Below are 26,979 nucleotides of genomic sequence, written 5' to 3' on the forward strand. Positions count from 1 at the left end.
CTCATATAGACTCCTCTAACCCAAAAGGTCCTTTAGTATCCTGTTGACCGCTCCCGGATCGGCTTTTCCCTTCATGGAACGCATGGTCTGGCCTACTAAAAACCCAAAGGCTCTTTCTTTTCCATTACGGAAATCCTCCACGGACTGCGGATTTGCAGAAACAATTTCCTCAATTACCCTGCGCAGTTCTCCTTCGTCATTTACAACCTTTAATCCGTTTTCTTCCACATATTGCTCCGGATCAACGTTTTCTGCAAAAATTTTCTCGAAAACTTCCTTGCCCACGGTACGGTTAATGGTACCATTATCCACTAAATCGATTAATTTTGCAAGGTTTTCCGGAGAAAATGTCATTTTATCAGGTTCCGTTTCTGTCTCTTTTAAAAGCCTCATGGCCTCTACCATAAGCCAGTTTGCGGCTTCCTTTGGCTTCTTACAGATCCCGGTGACAGCCTCAAAAATATCCGCCATATGCTTGGAACCGGTAATAATATCCGCATCGTATGGGGAAAGATTGAACACTTCCTGATAGCGGGCCATTTTTTCGGTCCGCAGCTCCGGCTGTCTGGCCTTTATACTGCTGATCCATTCATCACTGATGGCCACAGGAGGAAGGTCCGGGTCAGGGAAATAACGGTAATCCCTGGCATCTTCCTTGGACCGCATGGCATAGGAGGATTCCTTGTTGTCATCCCACCGTCTGGTTTCCTGAACCACCGGCTTCCCTTCCTCGATCAATTCGATCTGGCGTTTCCTCTCCCCCTCAATGGCACGGGCAATGGCCTTAAAGGAGTTTAAATTCTTCATTTCCGTCCTGGTGCCCAACTGGGCCGAGCCGGCCTCACGGACAGATATGTTCACATCAGCCCTCATGGAACCTTCCTGAAGCTTGCAGTCTGAAGCTCCCAGATACTGGATGATCAGTCTCAGCTTTTCTAAATAGGCGATCACCTCATCCCCGCTCCTCATGTCAGGCTCTGATACGATCTCAATGAGAGGAACCCCGCTCCGGTTAAAGTCCACCAGGGAACAGTCCTCCCATTCATCATGGATGAGCTTTCCTGCATCCTCTTCCATGTGGATCTCATGGATCCCGATCTTTTTCTTTCCTGAGGTTGTATCGATCTCCACATAGCCGTTATGGCAGATAGGAAGGTAGAGCTGGGATATCTGGTAGTTCTGGGGATTATCCGGGTAAAAATAATTTTTCCGGTCAAACTTGCAATACTGGTTGATCTGACAGTTTGCCGCAAGGCCAACCGCAAGGGCATATTCCACTACCTGCTTGTTAAGGACAGGAAGGGAGCCGGGCATTCCGGTGCATACCGGACAGGTGTGGGTATTGGGCGCTCCGCCGAATTCCGTAGAGCAGGCACAGAAGATTTTCGTTTTCGTAGCCAGTTCCACATGGACTTCCAGGCCGATGACCGTCTCATACTGTTTACTCATTTATCTCTCCTCCTTTCCCTTTTCCTGAAATGGCTTCTGCTGCCATAGGGGGCATCTCATAGCTTTTGCTTTGTTCAAGGGCAAAGCCCGCCCGGATGATGTTCTTTTCCTTAAAGCAGTCTCCAATGAACTGGACCCCAATGGGCAGCCCTTTGGAATCCCTGCCCCAGGGAACCGTAAGACCGGGAAGTCCGGCAAGGTTCACGGAAATGGTATAAATATCTCCCAGATACATTTGCAAAGGATCCCTTAAGCTTTCCCCCAGCTTTGGTGCTGTAGACGGGGAAGCCGGTCCCAGGATCACATCGTATTTTGAAAATGCCTGGTCAAATGCTTTCTTGATCAGGGCCTTTGTCCTTAAGGCCTTTAAATAATATGCATCATAATACCCGGAGCTTAATACAAAGGAGCCCAGCATGATACGGCGTTTTACCTCCGGCCCAAAGCCCTGGGAACGGCTCTTTTTATACATGCCGTGAAGTCCCTCGTATTCCTTGGCCCGGTAGCCGTATTTCACGCCGTCAAACCTGGATAGGTTGGAGCTGGCTTCTGCTGAGGCAATTACATAATAGGCTGGAATGGCATATTCCACCATCCCTAAATCAAAGGTCTCCACAATGGCTCCCTTTTCCTCCAAGACCCTGGCGGCTTTTAAAACAGCCTCCTTTACCTCCTGGTCAAGGCCCTGGCCCAGATAATCCCCAGGAATACCGATCCGCATTCCTTTCACGTTCTCTTTTAAAGCCTGGGTGAAATCACAATCTTTCCGGTCCACAGACGTGCTGTCCTTCTCATCATGGGAAGCCAGAACCTCCAGAATCGCGGCACAATCCGTCACGTCCTTTGCAACAGGGCCGATCTGGTCTAAGGAAGATCCATAGGCAATCAGCCCATACCTGGAAATGGTCCCGTAGGTGGGCTTTAATCCCGTAACTCCGCAGAAGGCGGCAGGCTGTCTTATGGAACCTCCTGTATCCGATCCTAAGGCATAAAAGCATTCTGCCGCGGCAACTGCCGCACAGGAGCCGCCGGAGGAACCGCCGGGAACGTGCTCCGGATTCCAGGGATTTCTCGTGACCCCGTAGGCCGATGTTTCCGTGGTGCTTCCCATGGCAAATTCATCCATATTGGTTTTCCCAAGGATCACTGCCCCTGCCTTTTTTAAACTCTCCACTGCGGAAGCCGTATAAGAAGGAACAAAGTTAGAAAGGATCTTGGAGCTGCAGGTGGTCTTCATGCCTTCAATGCAGATATTGTCTTTCACTGCCACCGGTACCCCTGCCAAAGGGCCTGTAAGCTCTCCGTTTTCGATTCGTTTCTGTACGTCTTCGGCCTGTGTTAATGCACGTTCTTCCTCTATGGTTACAAAGCTGTTAAGCACCGGCTCCATGGCCTTGATCTGGCCCAGGGCTGCTTTTACCGCTTCTACGGAGGTAACTTCTCCGCTTTTTATTTTTTTCCCCAACTGTACTGCTGTGAGGGATAATATTTCTTTCGCTGTCATATTAGAATCCCCCTATTCCACTGTTTTTGGCACCTTAAAAGCTCCATCCTTGCTTTGGGGAGCATTTTTTAAGATGTTCTCTCTGTCGTCGCCGTTTTCCACCACATCCTCACGGAAAACGTTGTGCACCGGGAATACATGAGACATGGGTTCCACGCCAGCCGTATCCAGTTCGTTTAATTTATCAATATAATCCAGCATGCGGCCCATATCCTTTTTCGCCGCTTCCTTTTCCTCATGGTCAAGCTCCAATTTTGCCAGGATCCCTACGTATTGGATCATATCATCATCGATCATGTGCGCCATTTTTTCTTTCTCCTTTCCACTTTCCTGCTCATGTCTTCTGAGCATAAAGGTATACCCGCAGGGTGTTTCCTCTTCCCTGCCCATGTACTTTGGGCATAAAGGTATACCCGCAGGGTGTTTCCACTTTCCTGCTCATGTCTTCTGAGCAGGGCCCACCCCGTTTTATCGGGTGTAAAGGTATACCCGCAGGGTGTTTCCTCTTCCCTGCCCATGTACTTTGGGCAGACCCCACCCCGTTTTATCGGGTGTAAAGGTATACCCCCAGGGTGTTTATGGTTCCAGTCTTGTCACATCTCTTGGAAACAGGGTGGTCTCTCTTATATTCCCCTCGTCAAGAAGGCGCATGGTTAAGCGCTCCAGGCCGATCCCAAGACCGCCGTGAGGGGGCATGCCGTATTGAAAGATCATTAAATAGGAAGAAATGTCCTCCGGATTCATGCCTCTGGCCTCCATTTTTTTAAGAATGGTGTCATAATCATGGATTCTCTGGCCTCCCGTAGTGACCTCCAGCCCCTTAAACAATAAGTCAAAGCTTAAGGTAAACTTAGGGTCAGCCGGATCGTCCATCGCATAGAAGGGGCGTTTCTTTGAGGGATAATGGGTGACAAATACGAAATCACTGCCATACTCCTCCTTAAAATAACGGCCGATGAGCACTTCCTCTTCCGGCTCCAGATCATAGGGGTTTCTGATTTTTCTGTTATATTTCCCAGACACCAGCTCCTTTGCTTGTGCAAAGCGGACCGTGGGGATATTGGACACATTGGGAAGGGTGACCTTAAGCATTTTTAGCTCTGTTTCGTACTCCTCGCAAAGAAGTCCAAAGGTATACTGAAGCATGGCTGTTTCCATTTCCATGATTTCCTCAAAGCCGTCAATATATCCCATTTCAAAATCCATGCTGGTATATTCATTTAAATGTCTCGTTGTATTATGCTTTTCCGCACGGAAGACGGGGGCGACTTCAAATACCCGGTCGTACACGCCTACCATGGTCTGCTTATAAAACTGGGGACTTTGGCCCAGCTCTGCTTTCTTATTAAAATAGTCCAGTTTAAATACGTTGGAGCCGCCTTCTGCTCCGCGGGCTACGATCTTTGGTGTACGGATCTCGGTAAAGGCCTGGGAATGGAGGAAATCCCGGAATCCTCTTACAATGCCTTCCTGGAGGCGGAACTTCGCCCGTTCCATGGGATTTCGAAGGGTAATGGGACGCAGGGCCAGCTTTGTTTCAAGAGAAGTGTTTAATTTCCACTTGCTGATAGCCACCGGCAGCACCTCCGCCGGCTGGGACAGCAGGTCAATCTTCAAAAGGCGGATCTCAAACCCGCGGGGAGCCCTCTCTTCCTTTGATACGACTCCTGTGACCCGGACTGCAGACTCTTCCTTTAAAAGGCTTAAGTCAAAATCCGTCTTTCCTTCCTCATATACGCACTGCACCAGACCCTCGGCTTTCCGAAGGATCACGAAAGCAACCTCTCCCATATCCCTTATGGTATGAACGCTGCCTTCCATTTTTACCGTCCGGCCCTCATAACCGCCGGATCTTATTTGGTCCATGGAGACCGTTTCTTTTTCTTTTACACCACTGATAAATTCCATATCTGTATTCTCCTTACCTGAATGTAATTGTTTTGATTCCGGTGAAGAGGTTGCTGCAGTTCAGCCATGCCATTCATAATTTGGCGGATGTGAGAGGTATTTAAAAGACATACGGATATGCCGCCAAATACTTCTGCATAGCTTAACTGCAACAAAATATCCCGCCCCGGAATACAGTTACATATTCCGGGACGGGATTTATATGGCTATAAGTTCCCGCGGTACCACCCGCATTGAGACAACTGCCTCTTCCTCCAGCCGCAGATATGACAGCCGGATAAGCAAATGCCTCCACTCAAACATTTAACGCATGTGTACGGATAAGCCTACTCATGTCACCGTCAATCCAATCAAAAAGGATCAACGGCCGCTTCGGCATATCGGCTCCGGAGTGTTCCCTTAGCCAAGTCCCACGTGACGGCGCTCTCAGTCGGTGGCGCCCTCTTCCTGTTGAGGTCCATAGGCCAGAGTCTCCTTCTCTGCCTTTCTCAGTATATCTTCTGAACTCCTGTAGGTTTATGGTTCCCTGTTCAGGTCTGTTTTATAACAGTTCACCACTTCACTACAATGAATTGCACTTATAATATCACAATCTATTTTAACCTGCAATATTTATTTTTCACAAAATCTCTCCAGCAATGGAAAAAGAACCTAATAAATCATACAATATTGACTTTTCCTGTCGAAAAGGTTACAATTATGATCACGCTTACTATAAAATAGGGAGGGCTTTTTTTATGTCTGAAACAATGGATGCTTTAAGACCTGAAGAAAATAAGATGGGAACCATGCCGGTAAACAAGCTTTTACTGACTATGTCTCTTCCCATGGTTATTTCCATGCTCATACAGGCGCTTTATAACGTGGTCGACAGTATTTTTGTGGCACAGATCGGGGAAACAGCCCTTACTGCAGTCTCCCTTGCCTTTCCCATTCAAAACCTGATCATTGCAATCGCCGTAGGCACCGGCGTGGGGGTTAATGCCCTCCTTTCCCGGTCCTTAGGAGAAAAGAACCAGAAAGGGGCTAATCTGGCTGCAGTTAACGGAATATTCGTTTTTATTCTCAGTTATATTGTTTCCGCCCTGTTCGGAATTCTATTTTCCAGGTTCTATTTTACGGTGCAGACAGACAATGCGGAGATCATCAGCCAGGGAACTACTTATCTTTCCATCTGTACGGTCTTTTCTTTCGGCGTTTATCTGGAAATCGCTTTGGAGCGGATCATGCAGTCCACCGGCCGCACCATCTACAACATGATCACCCAGGGGCTTGGAGCCATTATCAACATCATTCTGGACCCCATCCTCATATTCGGACTCTTTGGTTTTCCCCGCCTTGGCATTGCCGGAGCGGCCATTGCAACTGTCATCGGCCAGATCATCGCCATGATGCTCCTGCTGTATTTTAATTTGACCAAAAATCCTGACGTGAATTTAAACATGCGGGGCTTCCGTCCCCATAAAGAGACCATTATGGATATTTATAAGGTAGGACTTCCCTCCATTATCATGCAGTCCATCGGTTCTGTCATGACCTTTGGAGTAAATAAGATCCTCCTTTTATTTTCCGAAACCGCAGTTTCCGTATTCGGTATTTTCTTTAAGCTGCAAAGCTTCATCTTCATGCCTGTATTTGGACTCAATAACGGTATGGTCCCCATTGTGGCCTATAACTGGGGCGCTAAAAACAGGGACCGCATTATAAAGACCATACGCTCCAGCATCATTGGGTCTGTCTCCATCATGTTCCTGGGAGTCATTATATTCCAGGTATTCCCGGTACAGCTTCTCCAGTTGTTTGATGCTTCCGAGAACATGATTTCCATCGGAGTTCCCGCCCTGCGCATCATCAGCTCAGGATTCCTTTTTGCCGGCTACTCCATCATCATTGGTTCCGTTTTTCAGGCTCTTGGAAACGGGGTCTACAGCCTTATCGTATCCATTGCCAGGCAGCTTGTATGTATTTTACCTATTGCATATATTTTCGCGAAAGTCTTTGGTCTTCATGCAATCTGGTATGCCTTCCCTCTGGCTGAGATCATGGCCCTGGTTTTAAGTACCATCCTGTTTAAACGAATTTACGAAAACTGCATCAAAAAAATTTAGGCTCTACAAACTGAATATGCAAGCATATCCGCTTGCTCCACCAGGAGGCAAAAAATGAGGTCTGATTATCTGCTAGTAGACGGCTACAACATCATATTTGCCTGGCCTGAACTAAAAGAACTGGCGGAGACCAACATGGACTCCGCCAGAACCAGGCTTCAGGATGTGCTATGCAACTACCAGGGCTATAAAAAATGCAATGTCATTCTTGTCTTTGACGGCTACAAGGTCAAGGGAAATCCGGGCACTGTCTTGGAATACCACAACATCCATGTGATTTTTACCAAAGAAGCCGAGACCGCAGACCAGTACATTGAAAAGGTCTCCCAGCAGATCGGCAGACAGCACCAGGTACGGGTAGCCACCTCAGACAAGCTGGAACAGATTATCATCCTGGGAACAGGCTGCACACGCCTTTCTGCAAGAGACTTAAAGAAAGAAATCGAAGACACGAATCTTGAGATTAAGAAGGAACACTTGGAACGGATTCCTTCAAAGAAAAACCGCCTCTTCGATAACCTGGACCCGGAGCTGTTTGAATATTTAGAAAAAATACGGCTGAATAAAAAAGACTGACCATTCTATCCCTTTTTTCCGGGGCATATACTTATTAAGCTAATACACAGGAGGAATATCACATGTCATTACTGGAATTGTTCATCATTGCGGTAGCCTTATCCATGGATGCCTTTGCCGTTTCCATCTGCAAAGGATTATGCATGCCAAAGATGAACTGGAACAATGCAGTCATTGCAGGTCTGTATTTCGGGGGATTCCAGTCGGGAATGCCTCTTGTAGGATACCTGCTTGGGTCGCAGTTTAAGGAGGCCATTACCTCCTTTGACCACTGGGTCGCTTTTATCCTGCTTGGAGCCATCGGCTTTAATATGATAAAGGAATCCTTCAGCAAAGAGGAGGAGGAAGAATGTGAATCTTCTCCCATGGCCCCCAGAAACATGATCCCATTGGCAGTCGCCACCAGCATTGATGCCCTTGCCGTAGGTGTCACCTTTGCATTCCTTCAGGTACAGATCGTTCCGGCGGTTTCTTTTATCGGAGCCACCACCTTTACCCTGTCTATCCTTGGAGTTAAGGTTGGAAACGTATTTGGAACACGCTATAAATCAAAGGCGGAATTTGCCGGCGGGCTGATCCTGATCCTTATGGGGATCAAAATTCTGGCACAGCACCTGCTGGAGGTTTAAGTTTGTTCACAAGAATACAGCATGACTGCACCAAAGGGGTCCAGAACAAACTTTTTCCCATTGATCTTTGGACTAAGGTAGTTGGATAACAGAATATCCCAGCCCTCCATTGTTTCATTTCCTTCAATTTCCTGACTCTTTCCTGTAAAATTTGCAAAGACCAGGAGTTTTTCTTTCTGCCAGATTCTTTTATAGGCAAATATTCCTTTCTGCTTCAGCAAAACAGGCTCATAGCTTCCTTCACTGATTACGCTGTATCCCTTTCTCAGCTCAATCAGCTTCTGATAGTAGAAAAATATTGAGTCAGAATCAGCAAGGCTCTCCCTTACATTGATCTCTTCACAGTTTTTATTGACACCGATCCAGGGAGTTCCTGTGGTAAATCCGGCCTGGCCTCCTGCTTCCCACTGCATGGGGGTCCTGGCATTATCCCTGGACCGTTCTCTTAAAATCCGGTAAATCTCTTCTTCCTCTCTCCCCTGTTCTTTTAAAATTTCAAAGTAATGAAGGCTTTCCACATCACGGTAAAGGGAAATATCAGTAAAGTACCCATTGGTCATTCCGATTTCCTCTCCCTGATAAATATAGGGTGTTCCCCTCATTCCGTGTATGACGGTAGCCAGCATCTTCGCGGTTTGCTTTCTATACTTTCCATCATCGCCGAACCTGGATACTGCCCTGGGCTGGTCGTGATTGCACCAGAACACCGCATTCCAGCCATCCCCTTCCGTCATACAGGTCTGCCATGTATGGAAAATCTTTTTCAGTTTCTCAAAGTCAAAGGGCATCAGAGACCATTTGTCACCGCCCTGATAATCCACTTTTAAGTGATGAAAATTAAAACACATCTTAAACTGCTTTTCAAGAGGATTGGTATAGCGGATACAGTGATCAATGGTGGTGGAAGACATCTCTCCCACCGTAATGATATTATCCCCATCCAAGCCCGTATCCACCACAATCTCTCTTAAATATTCATGGATCCGGGGGCCGTCGGTATAGAACCGGCGGCCGTCTCCCTCTTCATCATCTTCCCAGGCAGAGGGCTTGGATACCAGGTTAATGACATCAAACCGGAATCCCCGTATCCCCTTTTCCTTCCAGAAACGGATCACCTTTTTGATCTCTTCCCGTACCATGGGATTTTCCCAGTTTAAATCTGCCTGAGTCTTATCATATAAATGGAGATAGTATTTTCCAACTTCCTCAGAATATTCCCATGCATTGCCTCCGAATTTTGACTGCCAGTTGGTAGGCGGATTTCCAGGGGCCCCTTCCTTGAAGAAATAGTAATCCTGGAATCTTTTATCACCTTGAAGGGCCTTTTGAAACCACTCATGACTTGTGGAGGTATGATTGAAAACCATATCAAGCATCAGTCCCATGCCCAGTTCTCCGGCCTTTGCGATCAGCTTTTCCAAATCCTCCATGGTGCCAAACAGGGGATCAATCCGGCAGTAATCCTGGATGTCATAACCGTTGTCATTCTGAGGTGATAGGAAAAACGGGGTCAGCCAGAGGGAATCCACGCCCAGCCTCTTTAAGTAATCCAGCTTTTCCATCACTCCCCTTAAATCTCCGATTCCGTCTCCATTGCTGTCCTTAAAAGATTTGGGATAGATCTGATATACACATGACTTCTTAAAACTCTCCATTTACTCAATCCCTTTCTTCTTTCCAAGTATAACAGTCAGCACAAAAGGCACTGCAATGGCAATCAGCATACACAGTCCGAAGATTCCCATATACTGAGGCTGAATGGACAGGATTCCGGGAAGACCGCCCACGCCAATGGAATTTGCCATAACATTCATTCCAACGGAAACCGTAGCCGCTATGGCAGAACCGATCATGGCAGAAAGGAACGGAAAGCCCCTCTTTAAATTCACGCCGAACATAGCCGGCTCCGTAACCCCTAAGTAACAGGAAATGCAGGCAGGAATGGAAATCTGCTTTGCTTCCTCATTCTTTTTTTGAAGGTACATCATTCCTAAAACTGCAGAGCCCTGTGCAATGTTGGACAAAGCGATCATGGGCCACAGCATGGTTCCTCCGAATTCTGCCATAAGCTGCAAGTCAATGGCATTGGTCATATGGTGAAGACCGGTGATGACAAGGGGAGCATATACAAAACCGAATAAGGTTGCAAACATCCACCGGAAGCTGGAGGTAAGACCTGCATAAACAATTTTTGAAATCCAGGAACCAATGGTCCAGCCAATGGGTCCTACCACTGCGTGAGCTGCGATCACCGCTAACAACAGGGACATGAATGGAACCACGATCATGGAAACCGCCTGAGGCGTGATTTTCTTAAAGAACCTTTCTAAGTAAACCAGTACAAAGCCTGCCAGAATGGCTGGGATCACCTGGGCCTGATAGCCGATCATCTCCATTTTTACAAATCCAAAATCCCATACCGGCACTTCTGCGCCTGCTGCCATGGCATAGGCATTTAAAAGCTGGGGGGATACAAGAGTCAGTCCCAGAACAATTCCAAGGATCTGGGTTGTTCCCATCTTTTTTGTGACAGACCAGGTGATTCCTACAGGCAGGAAATGGAAGATAGCCTCGCCAAGGAGCCAGAGGAAGCTATGGACGCCGGCCCAGAACTGGGACACAGAAACAAGGGTTTCTGTTCCCCCGTTCATAAGCTTGATCTCTCCTATGATATTGCGAAAGCCAAGAATCAGACCGCCTACGATAATGGCCGGAATCAGAGGAGCAAAGATTTCCGCAATGTCCGCCACCGCCCGCTGCAAAAGATTTAAATTTCCCTTTGCCTCTTTCTTTACCTCATCCTTTGATACTCCTTCCACGCCGGATACCGATACAAAGTCATTGTAAAAGGACTGTACGTCATTTCCGATAATCACCTGAAACTGTCCTGCCTGTGTAAAGGTGCCCTTGACGCTTGAAAGGGCCTCGATCTGCTTTGTGTCCGCTTTCCCCGGGTCCACCAGCACAAAACGCATCCTGGTCATACAATGGCTTACTGCCCCGATATTTTCTTTTCCCCCCACGTACTCCAATAATTTCCTTGCATCGCTTTCATACTTACCCATATTCATACTCCCTTCATACATGTTTTTGCTATTAGCAAACTTATATGTTCATATTGTATTTTCACTATAACATATACGTATACCTTTGTCAATATACAGAAAAGAGAATTTAACCTGTCTGCAGACAGCTAAGGGGCAACCAAGGCGGCATTTATCCGGACTTAATAGGTCAGGGGCAAACCGCCAGGTCCGGAACATGATGAGAAGCAGGGTTTTTCATAGTTTCCTGCGGGCAAAATCCACGAACTTAAACTTGTCCGGCCTGTGACGTGATTCCGTGTACTGAAACAGGGTGGAGTCTTCCAGGTACGTATAGCTTTTCACGATCACCACCATATCATAACGCCCCATATCAAGAAGGCGGTAATCCTCATCCCCAGCCATATGGACCGTGATCTCTTTCATTGCAAAGCCGATTTTAAGACCCTGTTCGTTTTCCAGATATTCATAAACGGAATCCTGAGCCGCACGCAGCGGAAGGTTTTCCACTACTTTTCTTGAAAAATAATCCTTATCAATGATGATCTTCTCTCCATCGATCTCCCGGACCCGTTCCAGCACAAAAGCCTCATCCTCCGGGCCGATCTGCAGCGCTTCCATCAGCTTTTTATCATTTTTCACGATTTCTAAATTCTCTACAAAGGTTCTTGGCTTTGAATCCGAATACCGGTAGATTTCCTTAAAGCTTGCAATCTCCGATACCGGGAAATTGAACTTGCTCTTATCCACCACCTCGGCGGCCTTTCCCCTGGCTTTTCGGATGCAGCCATCCTCAGCCAAAAGCCCCAGGGCTTTGCGGACGGTATCACGGGAAGCGCCGTAAATTTCCATCAGTTCCCCTTCCGCAGGAAGCTTGTCTCCCGGACGGTATTCCCGCCTTTCTATTTTTTCAAGAAGCTCTTTATAAAGACGCCTGTATTTACTTTCCATAGGTCTATATCCTCACTTTACCTGACTTTTCTATTGATTTAGATATCAGTTTTTATTTTAACATATACGTATACCTTAGTCAAATAAATCGGCTTTATGCAAAAAAGAGACAGCCGTCAATTCATTTCTTATAACATATCTTTTTCTTTAAAAAGAAAATCATAACGAAATACAAAAAATTTTCTTTTCTTTCCATATATGGATTCATATGGTAAAATATTTCCAGAGCAAGGAATACAAAGGAGGGTTATGCATGCAAATGCAGTATACAAAAAACTTAAATAACAAAAGCGTCTTGGGCATTATCCGGCGCTTCTGCAATTACATTGATCCGCGGCTTACGGAACACGGTTCTCACGTGGCTTATATTATTTCCCGCATGCTGAGGAATACGGGGCAATATTCCCGGCAGGAGTTACGGGATATCTGCTTTCTGGCCCAGCTTCACGATATAGGAGCCTACAAAACAGAGGAGATCTCCAGGATGATTCAATTTGAAACCAGTGATATTTGGGAACATTCCTTCTATGGATATCTTTTCATACGGTATTTCTCTCCCTTAAAGGAACTGGCTCCTGCAGTGCTTTTACACCACATCACCTGGAACTTTCTTGAAAATGGAGATGAACTCAGTACAAAATTAAAAGACTTATCGCAGATACTTCACATCGCAGACCGCATTGATGTCTCCATGTCTCTGGAAAAACGTTCCTGGGAGGATACCCGCCAACTGCTGATTCAGGGAACAAACAATGTCTTCGCACCTCATATCGTAGAACTTGCAGCCAGGATTAACTTTCAGGAACCCATTGATATTGAATGGAGAAAAGATTCAGAATATTTCGACTTCCTAACCAGCATTCCCCTTTCCGAAGAAGAGACTACGGAATACTTGAAAATGCTGGTCTTTATCATTGATTTCAGAAGCCACCACACCGTAACCCACACCATAACCACCACCAGCATCAGCTACGAGCTGGGAAAACTCCTTTCCCTGAGTGAACACCGGCTGAACCTGATCCTCTGCGGCTCCCTGCTCCATGATTTGGGCAAAATCGCCATTCCGGTGGAGATTCTTGAATATCCGGGAAAATTAAGCCATCAGGCCATGTCCATTATGAGGACCCACGTAAATTTTACAGAAAAAATATTTGGGGGCAGCATTGACAAAACTATTGAACGCATCGCCCTGCGCCACCATGAGAAGCTAAATGGAGCCGGGTATCCGAAAAAGCTGAAAGCCGAGGATTTGACCACGGAAGAACGGCTGGTGGCTATTGCGGATATCATCAGCGCACTGACCGGCACCAGAAGCTATAAAACCGCCTTTCCAACAAACCGCATTCTGTCCATTCTGACCAAGATGAAGCATGATGGCCTTCTGGATAAATTCATCGTTGACCTGGCTATGGAACATATTGATGAGATCCTGGAAACCACCTCCATCCGCTGCCAGCCCATATTAAGCGTTTACGAGAAATTGAAAAACGAGTATGAATCTTTCCTTCAATTAGAAACCTACAATGAAAAGCTTTGTTTCGCACTTTCCATAAAGGATCCGGAGCTTAAGCCGTCATGGCCATAAAGTAAAAAGATCCATCTGGTTTCAGATGGATTCATATCATATACAAATCCCGGGGACAGGATAAAAAATAGCTTTAAGCATCATTTAGGTCAGTTTACAAGGAAATGCAGACTGAGAAACGAGTGCTGACAACAAACAGCGATATGCTACCGAGATGGAAGCATATCGCCGTTTTGATTGCTGCAACCTATGGCCGGCAACACCAGAAGGACGGATATCGCTATTGTTAATATCTTTTTCATAAAAGAATATTTCCTTTCTATTACGTAGTATATTCATTAGCCACGTTCACAATATATTTCCAAAGCGTGCTGCTATTTATTTTACCACATAAATCCAGTCCTGTCATTTTTCGTTTGTTCCTGCCTCTCTGCGGAACAAAGCGGACAATTAGGGGTTGGAAAAGCCCGGAATTTTTCAAAAGTCAGAGTACTGTAATCCGAAAAGTTTTCTCCAGCGGCGTATACCCATTGGCATAGACCGTATACCCATCACAATTTACTTCCTCGCCTGAATAATGGCCCTGAAATTCATGCTCACCAAACCCCGGCCCCAGTACCAGCTCCTTTCCTTCATCCCGAACCGTCAAAAAGCCCTCTCTCAGAATCAGTCCTTCCCCTGCTCCCGCCTTCAGACTAAAGGCCGGATGATTCAGGGCAGCCCCTGCTGGAATGCAAACCTCCAGCCGCATAGGAAGGCGGTCCAGCCCTTCCGCCTTAATGGAAAGCTCCAGCCCCTGTTCCAACTCATGGATCTCCACCGTAGTTTTTAACTGACTGCTTATCAGCTTTTCCCTTTTTGCATGGTCCATTTTCCACCAGTCGGAGGTGTCCTGCTTTTCTTTAAAGGGCAGATAATACCATCCCTTTGCCACGGCCTCCACCTTGCATCCGTTCTCCTGCTCCTCTATTTTTTGAGGAATAAAATTGCGGATGTCGCAATAGCTCTCTCCAATCTTTATGTAAACCATGGTACGTCCGCTTTTAAAATACAGAAATCCGCTCTTTCCATTGAGCACCGTATAAGTATAGGCCTTTTTCTTTACCCGAAGCACCCCTGAATGCCGGAAAAACTTCCGGTACTCTTCCAAAAAGCCGTATCCTTTAAAGCAATGCTCAAACATTTCATCATGGTTCATGATCGTATGCAGACAGTCCGGTGCTAAATCTCCCCGCTCCATATTGTCGCGGATGATCTTATGTGCTGCTCCGTCAAACACAGGATTTTCTGCATAACTGCACATAAACAGGTACTGGTAAAAGTATTTATCCCCATATTCAAGCCTTCCCTTGTCCTGCCTGGTGGAATTCTGGGTAAATATAGTATCATCCGGATCTATATAAGTCAGCATCATGGCCAGATTCCGCTCCACATAGCCTAAGAAGTCCTCATCTCCGGTCTCCTCATACATGGCTATCATTGCGCTGTTCACCACCGCATTGTAATTGCCAGTGGAACGCTCTGCATATTCCCCGTCCTCATCCCCATCAATCCCCTCAGACAGATACTGCCCGGCCCTGGCCTTAAGCTGTCCGGAGAACTCCTTCTCTTCTGCAAACAGATTGGCTCCCTGAAGCAAGGCAGCCACTATGGCCCAGCGGTGATTGGGCGTATGAAAGCCTCCGGTAAGGATCGCATCCAGAGTACGGCCCATGATGGTCAGATATTTTTCCCGAAGGACCAGAAGCTTGGAATCCTTCTCAATATCATATTTTACCAGCAGCCGGTAGGCCCCGATCAGCCGCTTGAAACAGAAAGCAGTATCTGCAGCGGATTTAAAATTGCAGGATGGATAGTCAAAGCTCCCGTCCTCTCTCTGAGTCCTGGCTGTAAAATCCAGTGCCAGGTTAATGGCCTCATAAAGAGCCTCATGACGGTAAAAGCTGCTTTCCCTGTTTAGATATACAGCCACTGCCGTGGTCAACCCATAAATCGTTGGCTTTGCCTCCCAGATATCTCCCCGGATTCCTCCCCACTGCAGGTTCTCCGGATCTTTTACCTGCTCGTCCATAAACTGCCTCGTCCTATATTCTGCTCCCTTCAGCAGATGTACGATGTAACGCTTCATAGCCTTCCTCCTTCTTTTAGCCCTTTGCACCGGAGAAAGTAAGTTCCCCGGTAATATAATGCTGTTTATTGATGAAAAAAACAGGTTATTTTGATGCTTCTAACAGAAACAGCATTGCCATTGCCTGTCCATATGGCATTGGCCGAAGTTCAATGTCTTTATAAAACTGTACGCTTTCTCTTCCCATGGGAGTTCCATAAGATACCTGATGCATGACACCTTCTGCATCAATGCACTGAAGAACCGGTAAAAGAGCCTTTCTGGCACTTGCTTCATAAGACGGATCAACAAGTCCTAAATGAACTGCTTTCAATATTCCATAACCAAACCCGCAAGTTGCACTTGCCTCCACGTAAGAGGCGCTGTCATTGATTACCGTATGCCACATACCGCTTTCATTCTGATAGGCAACCAGGGCCTTAATCTGATTTTTCAGCGCTTCTGTCAGATAATGCTTCACAGCTTTGCTGCATGGAATGATGCTGAATAATTCCGGAATCGCCATAGTGATCCAACTGTTTCCTCTTCCCCAAAATGCACCTGCAAAATTATGGCAGCCATGAAATGTCCAGCCATGATACCAGAGACCGGTTTTTCTGTCAGCCAGATATTTGGCATGAAGGAGGAACTGGTATTCCGCTTCATCAATCCATTTTTTATTATCCAGCAGAACTCCCATACGGGCCAGAAATAAAACAGCCATAAACAACGTGTCATCCCACAGCTCCTGCTGATTTAAAGTATCAGAGGTCAGATGCTGGAATCCGCCTTCTTCTGTCCTGGAAAGTTCTTCCACAAGCCACTGCGCCCAGTCCCTGCAGATTTTCATATAAGCCTCATTTCCATTTTTTTCTACCAGATAGGATAAAGCCAGAAGAGGAGCTGTTGTATTAATGTTGCGTGCAGGCAAACCAATGGTAAGCTGTTTTCCATAATACTTTTCCAGTTTCTTTAAAGACTCTTTCTCTCCTGTTTCTTCATATATTTTCCATAAACCAAACAGTCCTACTCCCTGCGTCCATTCCCAGTACCGGTACCGCTCTGCATTGTCTCCGGACAGATTATTTTTTTCCATATTTTTTAAAAAGATATCATCTTCATCATACAGAATTTTTTCAAAGCTTGAAACCAGTAAATCAATTTTTTCTTTTAATTTTTCCATTCCTTTGCCACTTCCTTTCCGCTGCCAGCCACCATAACGGTTGGTGCACTTTGCAATCTCTACAATATTTTTCCTTTTTTTTAGCTAATGTATTGCACATTTTGTGATTGCTCTGCTATAATACATATCCGAAACATGACCATTCCATAGAAAGAATAAAGGCGACTCCTATGACAAATCCAGATGATACACTTCTTTATGAGAAAAAACATAATATTACCATCAACGATATCCAGCATTCCCTTTATTATTATTTTGACTATGATGAACGTTCCTTCGATATCAACATGCCATTCCAACATTTTCATTCATTTTATGAAATCATGATATTGATCAGTCCTCAGGCATGCCATCTGGTAGAGGGCCTTCCTTATTCCATCCGCACCGGTGACCTGGTTCTTCTGCGGCCATCGGTTCTTCACCGAACAGAATATCAGAAAGGAGCTCCCAGTAAACGGCTTATCATCGGCTTTTTGTTCCCCCCTGAACTCTGGGGAATGCCGGAAACTTATGAAAAGCTTTTCGAACCATTTTATTCTCCCCTTCCCATATACCGCTTTCCCTCCAAACAGCAGCAGTTGATCAACGAAAAACTAAACCGGATTTACCGCTACTCCTTTCAGGATGAGGAACCAGAATTAAAATCCCTGATGATTCACGGAATGTTTGTGGAGTTTCTCTATACAATAAGGCAACTGGCACCCTCTAACATCTACACCAATGAACCGTTAAAGGATGAAGCCTCCAAAAAGGTATACACCATTGCCAATTACATTCATAATCATTATTCGAAAGAATTAACTCTGGACTCCCTTTCCAGGGAATTTTATATCAGTCCTTACTATCTGTCCCATCAGTTTAAAGATGTGACGGGCTACACTCTCACCCAGTACATTCAGATGACGCGGATCCGAAACGTACAATACCTGCTTTTAAACACCAAAAAGAAGATCTCTGAACTGGCGGAAGAATGCGGTTTTACCAGTTTTTCTCAATTTAACCGTATTTTTCAGAAATATTGCAGCCAGTCCCCATCTGAATTTCGAAAAGACGGAGGCGGAAACAGCCTTCCAACCATTCCTTAAAACACCAAATGGGCAGAAAAAGCCCGTTACAGCTTCCCGGCATCATCATTATTCCGATGAAAAAGAGCTGTAACGAGCTTCTTATAGCCTGCTGCCCCGTAAAAGGAATTACTTTATGCTGTCATAATATTCTGCTCTTGCGTCAAGAATCTTCTGCAGCCCTGCATTTACAAGGTTGTTGTATTCCGTCTGCTGCATACTGTCGAATTGATCCGGTGAGCAGCTTACCAGTTTGTAAACATATTCAATCATCATGTTTACCACATTCTGTCCGTAATCTGCCTCTGCCTGTGAAATGTTAGAGTATACAGGGAAACGGAATTTGCCTTCAGAACGTACATCATAGAAGTTGGAGAACCACTCCGGATTTTCCCATTCAACGGACTGATCTTTTTCCCATTTGGATACGATAGCATCTTTGCTCTTGGTCCATTCCATCGCAAGGTTTACAATATTTAAGTCATCACAGGTTCCCGGATATCCTTTGCTGGAAAGTTCTTCGCCGGATAATTTGATCGGTACTCCGCTTTCATCTCTCTTATGCTCTGTTGTGTAAACAATATTCTCAGCAACTTCCGGATCTGCCTGCCAGTTTAAATACTTCATACAGGCATCAATCTTTTTCTCGCTTGACTTTGGAACCATTACAAACATACCGTATCTCTGTTCAAAGGGAGTTCGGAAGGAACCGTCAGCCAGTTCAAAGCACTGTACCGGAACAAAGGTTCTTCCGCCTGCACTCTGGTTTAAGATGGTGATGTAATCCCATGGACGCTCTGTGTCATCTAAGAAGAATCCTGCATTGCCTGCTGTCACTGAAGCCTTGTAGATATCTTCGGTTGTATCAGTAGCAAAATCTTTTGTAATAAGTCCTTTGTTGTAAAGTTCGTTTAATTTCCTGATGCCATCAACAGCGCCTGGAGCAACTGCCATATAAGTCTCGCTGTAAACATAAGCATCCTTGTCGCTTTCAAGGTTTACATAAGAACCCACAAAATTTAAATAACCCTTTTCTGTATCATTGCGTCCGCTCATTGCCCAGGGAATGACATGATCAACACCGCCTGGATTCTTATCCTTTACTGCCTGTAAGTACGCAGTCAGTTCCTCTTTTGTCTTCGGCAATTCCATTCCCAGCTTATCCAGCCAGTCCTGGCGGATATACCCAGTATGACGGGGAGCTTCCACACCTCTTTGCTTCATAATTGCAAACTGTTTTCCGTCGATCTGTCCCATGTTCTGTGCATCGGAGACAAATTTCTTAATATCAGAGCCATAGGTTTCATAGGCCTGGGTTAAGTCGGCCAGACCGCCATTCTGTGCAAAGTTATAGAAAATACTCTGATTGTATGTAAATACGATATCAGGGGCGCTTCCGCCGGACATCATGATGTTCAGCTTATCATCAGAAGAGGATCTTGGAACGGAAACATATTCCACATTAATGTTGTACGTTTCCTTCATCTGCTGTTTGATCCATTCCGTCTGGGTATTGTTTTCTACAGTCGTTCCAGGAGCCGCATCACCTCTGTCCCAAACCATAACCTTAATGGTCACTTCCTCCCCATTATTTGCAGCAGCCGCTGCCTCAGCTTTTGTTTCTTCAGCGCCTGCTGCTTTCGCTGCTTCCTTGCCTGCACCGGAACTGCATCCGGTTACCAGAGCTGCTGCTGCCAAAACTGCCATGCAGCGTTTCAATAATCCTGCTTTTCTCATAAATAAACCTCCCTTTCTTTTCTTCCTATATTTATTGTAAAAAAATACTCATCCTTTTACTGCCCCAAGCATAATGCCCTTTGTAAAATACTTCTGTATAAACGGATAGGCAATAATCATTGGTGTCATGGAAATCGCAATACTGGCCGATTTAATGTTATCAGCAACCAACTGTGATGCAATTCCCTCTTCCTGGGATATCTTAACCGATTCAATCAACTGTTTTAATACCATCTGAACCGTGTACAGCTTAGAAGTGTTTACATAGTAAAGAACATCACTCAATCGGTTCCATCTGCCTACTGCATAAAACAGGGCGAGTGTAGCCAATGTGGGATAAACCAAAGGAATGGCTACTTTAAATAAGGTCTGGATCTCATTACATCCATCAATCTTTGCCGCTTCATAGAGGGAGGAGTCTACCCCTTTAAAAGCAGTACACATAATGATCATATTATATGCGCTGAGAGCCTCCGGAATAAGGAGAGCCCATACGGTATCAATCATTTTAAAATCCTTGACATTTAAATATTTGGGGATGATTCCCGGATCCAGATACATGGTCACAACAAACAGGGTCATAATGATTGTTCCGCCCTTTAAATTCTTTTTTGAAAGGGGATATGCCGCCATGATTGTCATGATGATACATACGACCGTAGATCCCAGCATGAGAAAAACGGAATAGACAAAAGAAGAAGCAAAGCTTCCGCTTCGAAATGCCCTGACGTAAGCTTCCGCCGTAAACTGTACGGGATACAGAAAAACTTTTCCACCCAGAATGGCATCCTTGGAGCTGAAGGACATGGATATAACACGGAGGATGGGAATCAGCGCAATAATGCTGACTGCCACAAAAAAGATATTCCAGAAAAGCTGAAACCTGCGTTCTGTCTTGCTCTTTAATTCTCCCATTACATAATTCCCTCCTCTCCCATTTTTTTGGAAACTTTATTAACAGACAGAATCAGTATAATGCCCACCACTGACTGGAATAATCCAACTGCAGTGGCAAAATCAAATCGTCCTGCCTGAAGGCCAACATTATAAACATAGGTACTGATAACATCGGAAGCACTCTTTACCAGAGTATTTCCCATCATATAAGGACGGTCGAAATCAATGGATACGATTTTTCCAAGCTGCATGATGAGCATGATGGAAATCGTTGGTCTGATCTGGGGTATGGTAACATGAGCGATTCTCTGAAGCCTTGTTGCACCGTCTATATACGCTGCTTCTCCTAAAGACGGATCTGTGGCTGTCAGTGCTGCCAGATAGATGATCAGAGAGTAACCGGCTGACTGCCAGACACCTGAAAACCAGTACACAAAACGCCAGATAAAAGGAGAGCTTAAAAAGTTCACCTCTGTAAAGCCTGCTTTCCGGATCAGATCATTGACCAGACCTCCTGCTGAAAACAACTGTGTAATAATGCCTGCAATAATGACCCAGGAAAGAAAGTGGGGCAGGTACAAAATTGTCTGAGTCGCTTTCCTGATATGTATGTTTCTGATTTCAAACAGGAATACAGCAATAAATACAGGAATGGGAAATCCAATAATCAAATCACCTGCATTTAAAATCAGGGTATTTTTCAATGCATTCCAGAAATCCTTTGATCCAAAGGCTTCCTTAAAGTTGGCAAATCCAACCCATGGGCTGTTCCAGATACCGGCAAATACATTGAATTTCTTAAAAGCAATTACGCCTCCGATCATTGGCTTATAACGGAACAGGAGCATATAAATTACCGGAATCAGAAGCATTAAGTAAAGCTGCCAGGTATTGCGCAGATATACCTTAAACGGGATCTTGCGCACCTTTTCCTTTGTTATTTTTTCTTTCATCATATCCACACCCTCTTTCTATACGTTCCCTTCTTTTTCCAGCCCTGCCTCCAGTCTTTCTACCAGAGCCAGAAGTTCTTTCGGTTCATGGACGGTATAGTCCGGCTTTTCCCATTCATCAGCCGGAATCATATCATAGCGTGGAGACCAGTCAATGAGAATAGAAGTAATTCCAAAACGGTTGGCTCCCGCAACATCCTTTCTCACATTGTTACCGATCATAACAATTCTTTTTTTGTCTTCTTCTGTAAGGTGATTCTTCTCCATGGCATCCTGAAACATCTGTTGGGAAGGTTTCTGTATCCCCACGATCTGGGAAATTGTTCTGGTATGGAAACAATAACCAAGACCGTTTTCTTCATAAACATTGGAAAAGGACTGTTCTTCTCCATCTGCCACCATGGCAATGATATAACCGGCATCGTAAAGAGCTTTTAAGGTCTCCCCTGCGCCGGGCATCAATTCTGCGTGGACTACAATACCGTCTTCATTGCGGACTTCGGTTCCTTCATCAATAATTGTGTCTCCGCTGTCTGTAAAAATAATTAACTTTTTTGTCATTTTGTTAACTCCGTATCAAATTTTGACGTTTTCATCTTAAAGCTGATAAAAACATTATAATATTTTGGTCACATTGTTGCTATGCGTAATTTGTTTTTGTTGAAAACATCTTATTCCCACTTTTTGCGTTTATGGAATCAGACGAAGGGTTTTAATCTCAAATGGAGCAAAATGTAAGAGCATCTCACTGCCATTTTCAAGCAGATTCACCGGAACAGTTTTTCCGCCTTCCATATTCTCTTCCATGGCAGTTCCCCACACGTTGCTGATTTTAAAACCAGCCGTCACCAAGCAGGAGGTATGTTTTCCAATGGCTTCATAGCATCTTAAAACCATATGATTTTCCCCGTCCTCTGCCATTTTCACCGTCTCCAGAATCACATTTTCTGCTGAGATCCGGAAAAATTCTTTTTCTCCGGTACCCTTCCCCCAAAATGCCAGGGGGCAGTTTAACTGCATTCCTTCCCGCACAACTCCGCTTTCTGTAAAATTTCTGCTTTCTATATAGAAAGAATAAGTAAATTCCTGTATTCCTTTATCCCCATACATATCCGGCCATACAGGAGATTTTAAGAGTGTCAGTTCCATGGAATTCCCATTGGTGCTGATTCCATATTTGGAATCATTGAGCACTGCCGCAGTCCTTCCCGGTTCCGTCATAGCAGTATACCGGTGATTGCAGACCTCATAACGGTCTGCATCGTAACGGCGGTTCTCATGGGTTGGGCGTTTGACATACCCAAATTGGATTTCTTCCAGGGCTTCTTCCGTTCGGATATGAACCGGGAAAGCTGTCTTCAGCAGCTTGTGAGTTTCCTGCCAGTCAATGACCGTGACAAAATCAATCCGCCTGCTGTTATAGGTTAATGCGATTCTCTGTGTCAGAGAGGATTGGTGAATCATCCGCTTTACCAGAAGCACCACTTTAAGCGGCCCTGTCTCCTCTATGGTGATCTCCGCCCTGCTTCCCAGCTCTACCGGTATATTTTTATAGAAGGAACTCATTTCCCAGGCATCATAATCCACATTAATATCCTGGTATAAGAAAAATTGGTTTGCGATCCCATCTACATATTCGGTTTTTGTTTCCTGATCCAAAACACTCCTCACCTGACCAAGGCCGTCCACAATTACCTTGACCAACCTGTTTTCCAGAACAAGCCAACCGTCTTGTTCATAGATCCGGCATACCTTATCTTCTGAAACTGCGGAATTTCCACAGTCAGTCTGGTTCTGCCCGCCAAGATCCGTATAGCCGCAGGAGGGAACCTTCACAGGAACCAGCAGCCTGTCCCCGTTTTTCTGGGTCACAGGAATTCTTCCCCTCCGAACCAGACATTCTCCTTCTTTAGCCGGTATCTCTGCCAGTTCCTCCCGCTCCCAGGATAAAGAATTGAATATTAAGACACCGTCATCCTCTGATCCTGTGATCTGCTTTCTTGCTTCTTCATAAAAACCAAGTGCTTTTTCTCCGGCGGTTTTTAACGCTTCTCTGGCATCCTCATATACCCTGGTAATGGAGGTTCCTGGAATGATGTCATGGAACTGGTGAAAGAGCAGCACTTTCCATAATGATTCCAGCTCCTTTCTCCGGTTTTCTCCGTTTTCTGTAAAGCATGCAATGGAATTTAAAAGTTCTGCTTCCCGCAGCTTCCGTTCCGTCAGTCGGTTTTCTTTCTTGATCCACGCCTGGGAGGTGTAGGTTCCCCTATGCCAGGGCAGGTAGATTTCCCCTCTGTAAACCTCTGTTACTGAGCCTTCCTCTTCCAGCCTTTGAAAAAATTTAACAGGGCTTTCCATCCGGGTGCGCGGTGCTCCTTCCAAATCTTTTACACGCCTTGCTGTTTCTGCCATTTCTCTGGTGGCACCGCCCCCGCCGTCACCAAATCCAAAGGGAAAGAGAAAGGAATCAATATTCTCCTGCTGAACCCGGTCCTCCCGCCATCTTGTGATTAAATCAAGAGGATCCAGCCGGGCGTTATTCTCTTTATAAAAATGAGTAAGAATCCTGGTACCGTCAATTCCTTCCCACCAGAAATTATTATAAGGAAACACATCACAGCCCTTTAATGCCCTGGCCACCTTCTGAGTGGCAAAGTAGCGGATTCCGCAGCCTTTCATAATCTGAGGGAGCTGTCCGTTAAAGCCAAAGCAGTCTGGAAGCCATGCCATGACACTTTCTTTTCCCAGCTCTTCCAAAAACCATTTTCTTCCGTAAAGGCAATGACGGATCAGACTCTCTCCGGATACCAGGTTGGTATCCGCTTCCACATACATCCCGCCTTCCGGTATAAAGGTTCCGTCCTCAACCTTGTGAAGAAGACGTTCGTACAACTCCGGATAGTTTTCTTTTACATTTTCCATAATGGGAGGTTCACATAAAAGGAATTTGTAATCTTCATATTCATCGGACAAAGCAATTTGTGTAGACAGGGTTCTTGCGCATTTTCGTTTTGTTTCCTCCCAGGGCCAGAGCCAGGCCAGATCCAGATGGGATTGTCCAAATATAGTAAACTCCGGTGCCGTTGACCCATTGACACAGGAAAGCAGCGGTGCCAGTTTTTTTCTTGCCTTGCGAAAGGATTCATCCCTTGCTTCCCGGTCCAGCTCAAAATCTGCCAGAAAAGTAAATTCCAAAAGTCCCTGGTTTACTTTCATAGCTCTTAAAGACTTTGGATCAAGTCCTTGGGAAAGCTTATAAAGGGTAACTGCATCCATGAGAAGCTGAAATGCATCTTCATTCCAGATACCGAAATCCGAAGCGCCTGTCTTCACCTGAAAGGCTGGAGGTTCGGGAACCGCCGTACGCCAAGGAGGGCATGGTCCGCCTTTTTCCAGTCTTGGACCATGCCCTGCATAGCTTTCTGCTACCACAAAAAAAACCTCACCTGCTTTCCCCCGGCGGGTCAGTGTAATTCCTTCGTGCTTTAAATCTTTCGCCCCTGCTGTCTTTCCATTCACCCAGACCAGCATCTCCCCACCCACCTCTGGGTGAAGGAAAATCCGCTTCCCCTCCGCCTCTTTTGGCAGTATGATCTCTGTCTGAAACCAGCCGTATTCCCATTTGGCTCCCCAGGAAGTCCCCTGGGGCATGGGATAAAACTCCTGCTTTATTGCTTCTTCATAAGTGAAATGCTGTTTCGTCGTAAAGCCGGTAAATGTCACCTCATCAAGCATATCAAACAAATGGTTTTTCAATTCCTCAATCCATATGCTTATCCGTTTGTTTCGTTCTGCTGCAAGCACCATCTACATATCCCCCTTTTATCGTACGATCATCATATTTCCTCATTATACGATATCTCATGGGCAGGTGACTACGCAATGTTTGTCAAGTTGTTGTAGAACTTTTGCAGTTGTTGTGAAATTTCAGCACGAAGAACTGTAAAGTCATTGATGGGAATCAAAAAAGCGTAGAAGATCATAAAATCAGGCAGTGTTTATGAAGGTACAAAAAAATCAGCCGGTCAATCGTTTCTGATCTACCGGCTGATTTTTTGATAAAAAGAACCTTTTAATATTATGAAGCAATTCTGAAAAAGAAACCGGTCACGTCCCCAAAAACAGCTCGTTCACCGCAGCTGCCAGAGGCCCGATATATCCAATTCTGTCGCTGAGCTCAGATTTCAGGATGTAATTCCCATTGTACAAGGGATCGTAATAGGTACAGAAGTCCAAAAACCGTTTCTGGATATTATCCATTTCAAACATGAATCCGTAAATAATCACCTTATCCGGCGCCAGCAAAGTGATGGTATTCACCACAGTACGTGCCAGACGCTCTACAATGTCGTCAATGATCTTCTGGAGTCCCGGATCATTGATCTCAATCCACTGCTCCATGTTCTTTACTTCTATCCTGTCCACATCCCCCTCCACAAACCCATACAGCTCAGGCATGGTCTCCTTGGTGCAGGCCCGCCTTACTCTGTCTGCGATGGCATGGGTGGCAACATGGGTTTCCAGACAGCCCCGCCTGCCGCAGCGGCAGGGCAGACCACCTGGTTCCACAATGTAATGGCCAATCTCCGCTGTTTTGGAGTTCTGGCTGTCGTAAATTTTGTTCTGTATGATAATGGCAGATCCTACACCGGGCCCCCACTTGATGAACAGAAGGTTCTCCTGCTCCTTTCCTGTTCCGTATATGAGTTCCCCCTCTGCGAAAGCCTTTACATTATTATCCACCACAACGGGAAGATTCAGGTACATCTTCATATATTCCCCCACAGGTACCGCCTGGTTCCATATGCGGTACGCATGAAGACTCACTCCATTATCCCGCTTCACAGGGCCTGGAAGCGATACGCCTGCACCTAATACAGAATCCCTGGATATCCCCTGTTCCCACATAAAGTGCTTGCTCTCGTCAGCAATTTTCTTTAAAAATACCTGGGGCTCCAGGGAAGTCTCTGTCTTAATCTTTTTCATTCCCTGAAGACGTCCCTTTAAATCGCTGATAGCTATGCAGGTCTCCGGGGCCTCAATGCTGACAGAAAGCACGTATTTGTACCGGTAATTGATATCAATGGACATCTTTTTCCTGCCTGCACGCTTCTCCTCAGCCATCTCGCCCTTTTCCAGCAGGATTCCTGCGGCAATAAGGTCTGTGCAGATCAGGGTAACTGTGGCCGGTGTCAGACCCAGTTCTATGGCGATGTCCTTTCTGGACATGGCTCCGTGGTCATTGAGAAGTTTTAATATGGCGCTGCGGTTGCTCACTTTTACATTTTCCAGATTAATTCCCGTATAGCCCATATCTTTTCCTCCGTTTCTCAATATATCA

Annotated in this window: 20 protein-coding genes; 5 read left to right on the plus strand and 15 right to left on the minus strand. The window is 45.6% G+C overall.

The genetic code is table 11. The features are described from left to right. Positions 1-15: 15 nt before the first annotated feature. From gatB to aspS, 4 genes are all read right to left on the minus strand, one after another. On the minus strand, positions 16-1,449 hold the full coding sequence (gene gatB / locus ACYVD3_RS17540; RefSeq protein WP_460643780.1) for an Asp-tRNA(Asn)/Glu-tRNA(Gln) amidotransferase subunit GatB: 1,434 nt from the start codon (positions 1,447-1,449) through the stop codon (positions 16-18). Beyond that, entirely contained in the window at positions 1,442-2,953 is a 1,512-nt protein-coding gene (gene gatA / locus ACYVD3_RS17545; RefSeq protein ID WP_460643781.1) for an Asp-tRNA(Asn)/Glu-tRNA(Gln) amidotransferase subunit GatA, read from the minus strand. Before gatA ends, gatB begins: the two co-directional genes overlap by 8 nt. 12 nt (positions 2,954-2,965) lie before the next feature. Next, entirely contained in the window at positions 2,966-3,259 is a 294-nt protein-coding gene (gene gatC / locus ACYVD3_RS17550; protein ID WP_460643782.1) for an Asp-tRNA(Asn)/Glu-tRNA(Gln) amidotransferase subunit GatC, read from the minus strand. Between the two features lie 270 nt (positions 3,260-3,529). Further along, on the minus strand, positions 3,530-4,861 hold the full coding sequence (aspS, locus tag ACYVD3_RS17555; protein ID WP_460643783.1) for an aspartate--tRNA(Asn) ligase: 1,332 nt from the start codon (positions 4,859-4,861) through the stop codon (positions 3,530-3,532). Between the two features lie 737 nt (positions 4,862-5,598). On the opposite strand from aspS, the gene ACYVD3_RS17560 reads away from it, so the two are divergent. The 3 genes from ACYVD3_RS17560 (at position 5,599) to ACYVD3_RS17570 (ending at position 8,174) form a co-directional block, all read left to right on the plus strand. Then, positions 5,599-6,969, plus strand: a complete 1,371-nt coding sequence (locus tag ACYVD3_RS17560) for an MATE family efflux transporter (protein ID WP_460643784.1) — start codon at positions 5,599-5,601, stop codon at positions 6,967-6,969. Between the two features lie 54 nt (positions 6,970-7,023). Continuing rightward, the gene (locus ACYVD3_RS17565; protein ID WP_460643785.1) at positions 7,024-7,545 is read left to right on the plus strand and encodes an NYN domain-containing protein; all 522 of its coding nucleotides are present in this window, start codon (positions 7,024-7,026) and stop codon (positions 7,543-7,545) included. Positions 7,546-7,607: 62 nt separating this feature from the next. Continuing rightward, complete coding sequence (locus ACYVD3_RS17570) at positions 7,608-8,174, plus strand: manganese efflux pump MntP (protein WP_460643786.1); 567 nt, start codon at positions 7,608-7,610, stop codon at positions 8,172-8,174. Here the strand turns inward: ACYVD3_RS17570 and treC are convergent. The 3 genes from treC to treR all read right to left on the minus strand — a co-directional run bounded on the left by treC (position 8,171) and on the right by treR (position 12,169). Beyond that, a complete protein-coding gene (gene treC / locus ACYVD3_RS17575) occupies positions 8,171-9,829 on the minus strand; it encodes an alpha,alpha-phosphotrehalase (protein WP_460643787.1) in 1,659 nt (552 codons plus the stop codon). The two genes, ACYVD3_RS17570 and treC, sit on opposite strands and share 4 nt — an antisense overlap. Next, positions 9,830-11,239: a PTS system trehalose-specific EIIBC component gene (gene treP, locus ACYVD3_RS17580; RefSeq protein WP_460643788.1), complete on the minus strand. Its 1,410-nt coding sequence runs from the start codon at positions 11,237-11,239 to the stop codon at positions 9,830-9,832. Positions 11,240-11,455: 216 nt separating this feature from the next. After that, positions 11,456-12,169 carry a trehalose operon repressor gene (gene treR, locus ACYVD3_RS17585; RefSeq protein WP_460643789.1) on the minus strand — a complete coding sequence of 238 codons (714 nt, stop codon included), beginning with the start codon at positions 12,167-12,169 and terminating at the stop codon, positions 11,456-11,458. A gap of 253 nt (positions 12,170-12,422) precedes the next feature. Here treR and ACYVD3_RS17590 point away from each other — a divergent pair, with 253 nt between their 5' ends. Next, positions 12,423-13,754 carry an HD-GYP domain-containing protein gene (locus ACYVD3_RS17590; RefSeq protein ID WP_460643790.1) on the plus strand — a complete coding sequence of 444 codons (1,332 nt, stop codon included), beginning with the start codon at positions 12,423-12,425 and terminating at the stop codon, positions 13,752-13,754. A gap of 424 nt (positions 13,755-14,178) precedes the next feature. On the opposite strand, the gene ACYVD3_RS17595 is transcribed toward ACYVD3_RS17590, so the two are convergent. Both ACYVD3_RS17595 and bglB read right to left on the minus strand, forming a co-directional pair. Next, complete coding sequence (locus ACYVD3_RS17595) at positions 14,179-15,822, minus strand: hypothetical protein (protein WP_460643791.1); 1,644 nt, start codon at positions 15,820-15,822, stop codon at positions 14,179-14,181. Between the two features lie 85 nt (positions 15,823-15,907). Beyond that, on the minus strand, positions 15,908-16,984 hold the full coding sequence (gene bglB, locus ACYVD3_RS17600; protein WP_460643792.1) for a beta-galactosidase BglB: 1,077 nt from the start codon (positions 16,982-16,984) through the stop codon (positions 15,908-15,910). A 170-nt stretch (positions 16,985-17,154) separates the two neighbouring features. Between bglB and ACYVD3_RS17605 the strand changes: the two genes are divergently transcribed. Then, the gene (locus ACYVD3_RS17605) at positions 17,155-18,069 is read left to right on the plus strand and encodes a helix-turn-helix domain-containing protein (protein ID WP_460643793.1); all 915 of its coding nucleotides are present in this window, start codon (positions 17,155-17,157) and stop codon (positions 18,067-18,069) included. Positions 18,070-18,177: 108 nt separating this feature from the next. On the opposite strand, the gene ACYVD3_RS17610 is transcribed toward ACYVD3_RS17605, so the two are convergent. From ACYVD3_RS17610 to ACYVD3_RS17635, 6 genes are all read right to left on the minus strand, one after another. After that, positions 18,178-19,785: an extracellular solute-binding protein gene (locus ACYVD3_RS17610; protein WP_460643794.1), complete on the minus strand. Its 1,608-nt coding sequence runs from the start codon at positions 19,783-19,785 to the stop codon at positions 18,178-18,180. 48 nt (positions 19,786-19,833) lie between these two features. After that, positions 19,834-20,700: a carbohydrate ABC transporter permease gene (locus ACYVD3_RS17615; protein WP_460643795.1), complete on the minus strand. Its 867-nt coding sequence runs from the start codon at positions 20,698-20,700 to the stop codon at positions 19,834-19,836. Then, positions 20,700-21,638 (minus strand): ABC transporter permease, encoded by a 939-nt coding sequence (locus ACYVD3_RS17620; protein ID WP_460643796.1) that lies wholly within the window; start codon positions 21,636-21,638, stop codon positions 20,700-20,702. Before ACYVD3_RS17620 ends, ACYVD3_RS17615 begins: the two co-directional genes overlap by 1 nt. A gap of 15 nt (positions 21,639-21,653) precedes the next feature. Then, on the minus strand, positions 21,654-22,196 hold the full coding sequence (locus ACYVD3_RS17625; RefSeq protein ID WP_460643797.1) for an HAD family hydrolase: 543 nt from the start codon (positions 22,194-22,196) through the stop codon (positions 21,654-21,656). A 129-nt stretch (positions 22,197-22,325) separates the two neighbouring features. Then, positions 22,326-25,445, minus strand: a complete 3,120-nt coding sequence (locus tag ACYVD3_RS17630; RefSeq protein ID WP_460643798.1) for an alpha-mannosidase — start codon at positions 25,443-25,445, stop codon at positions 22,326-22,328. Between the two features lie 300 nt (positions 25,446-25,745). Further along, on the minus strand, positions 25,746-26,951 hold the full coding sequence (locus ACYVD3_RS17635; protein WP_460643799.1) for an ROK family protein: 1,206 nt from the start codon (positions 26,949-26,951) through the stop codon (positions 25,746-25,748). Positions 26,952-26,979: the final 28 nt, after the last annotated feature.

The sequence above is a fragment of the Lacrimispora brassicae genome (assembly GCF_054772055.1).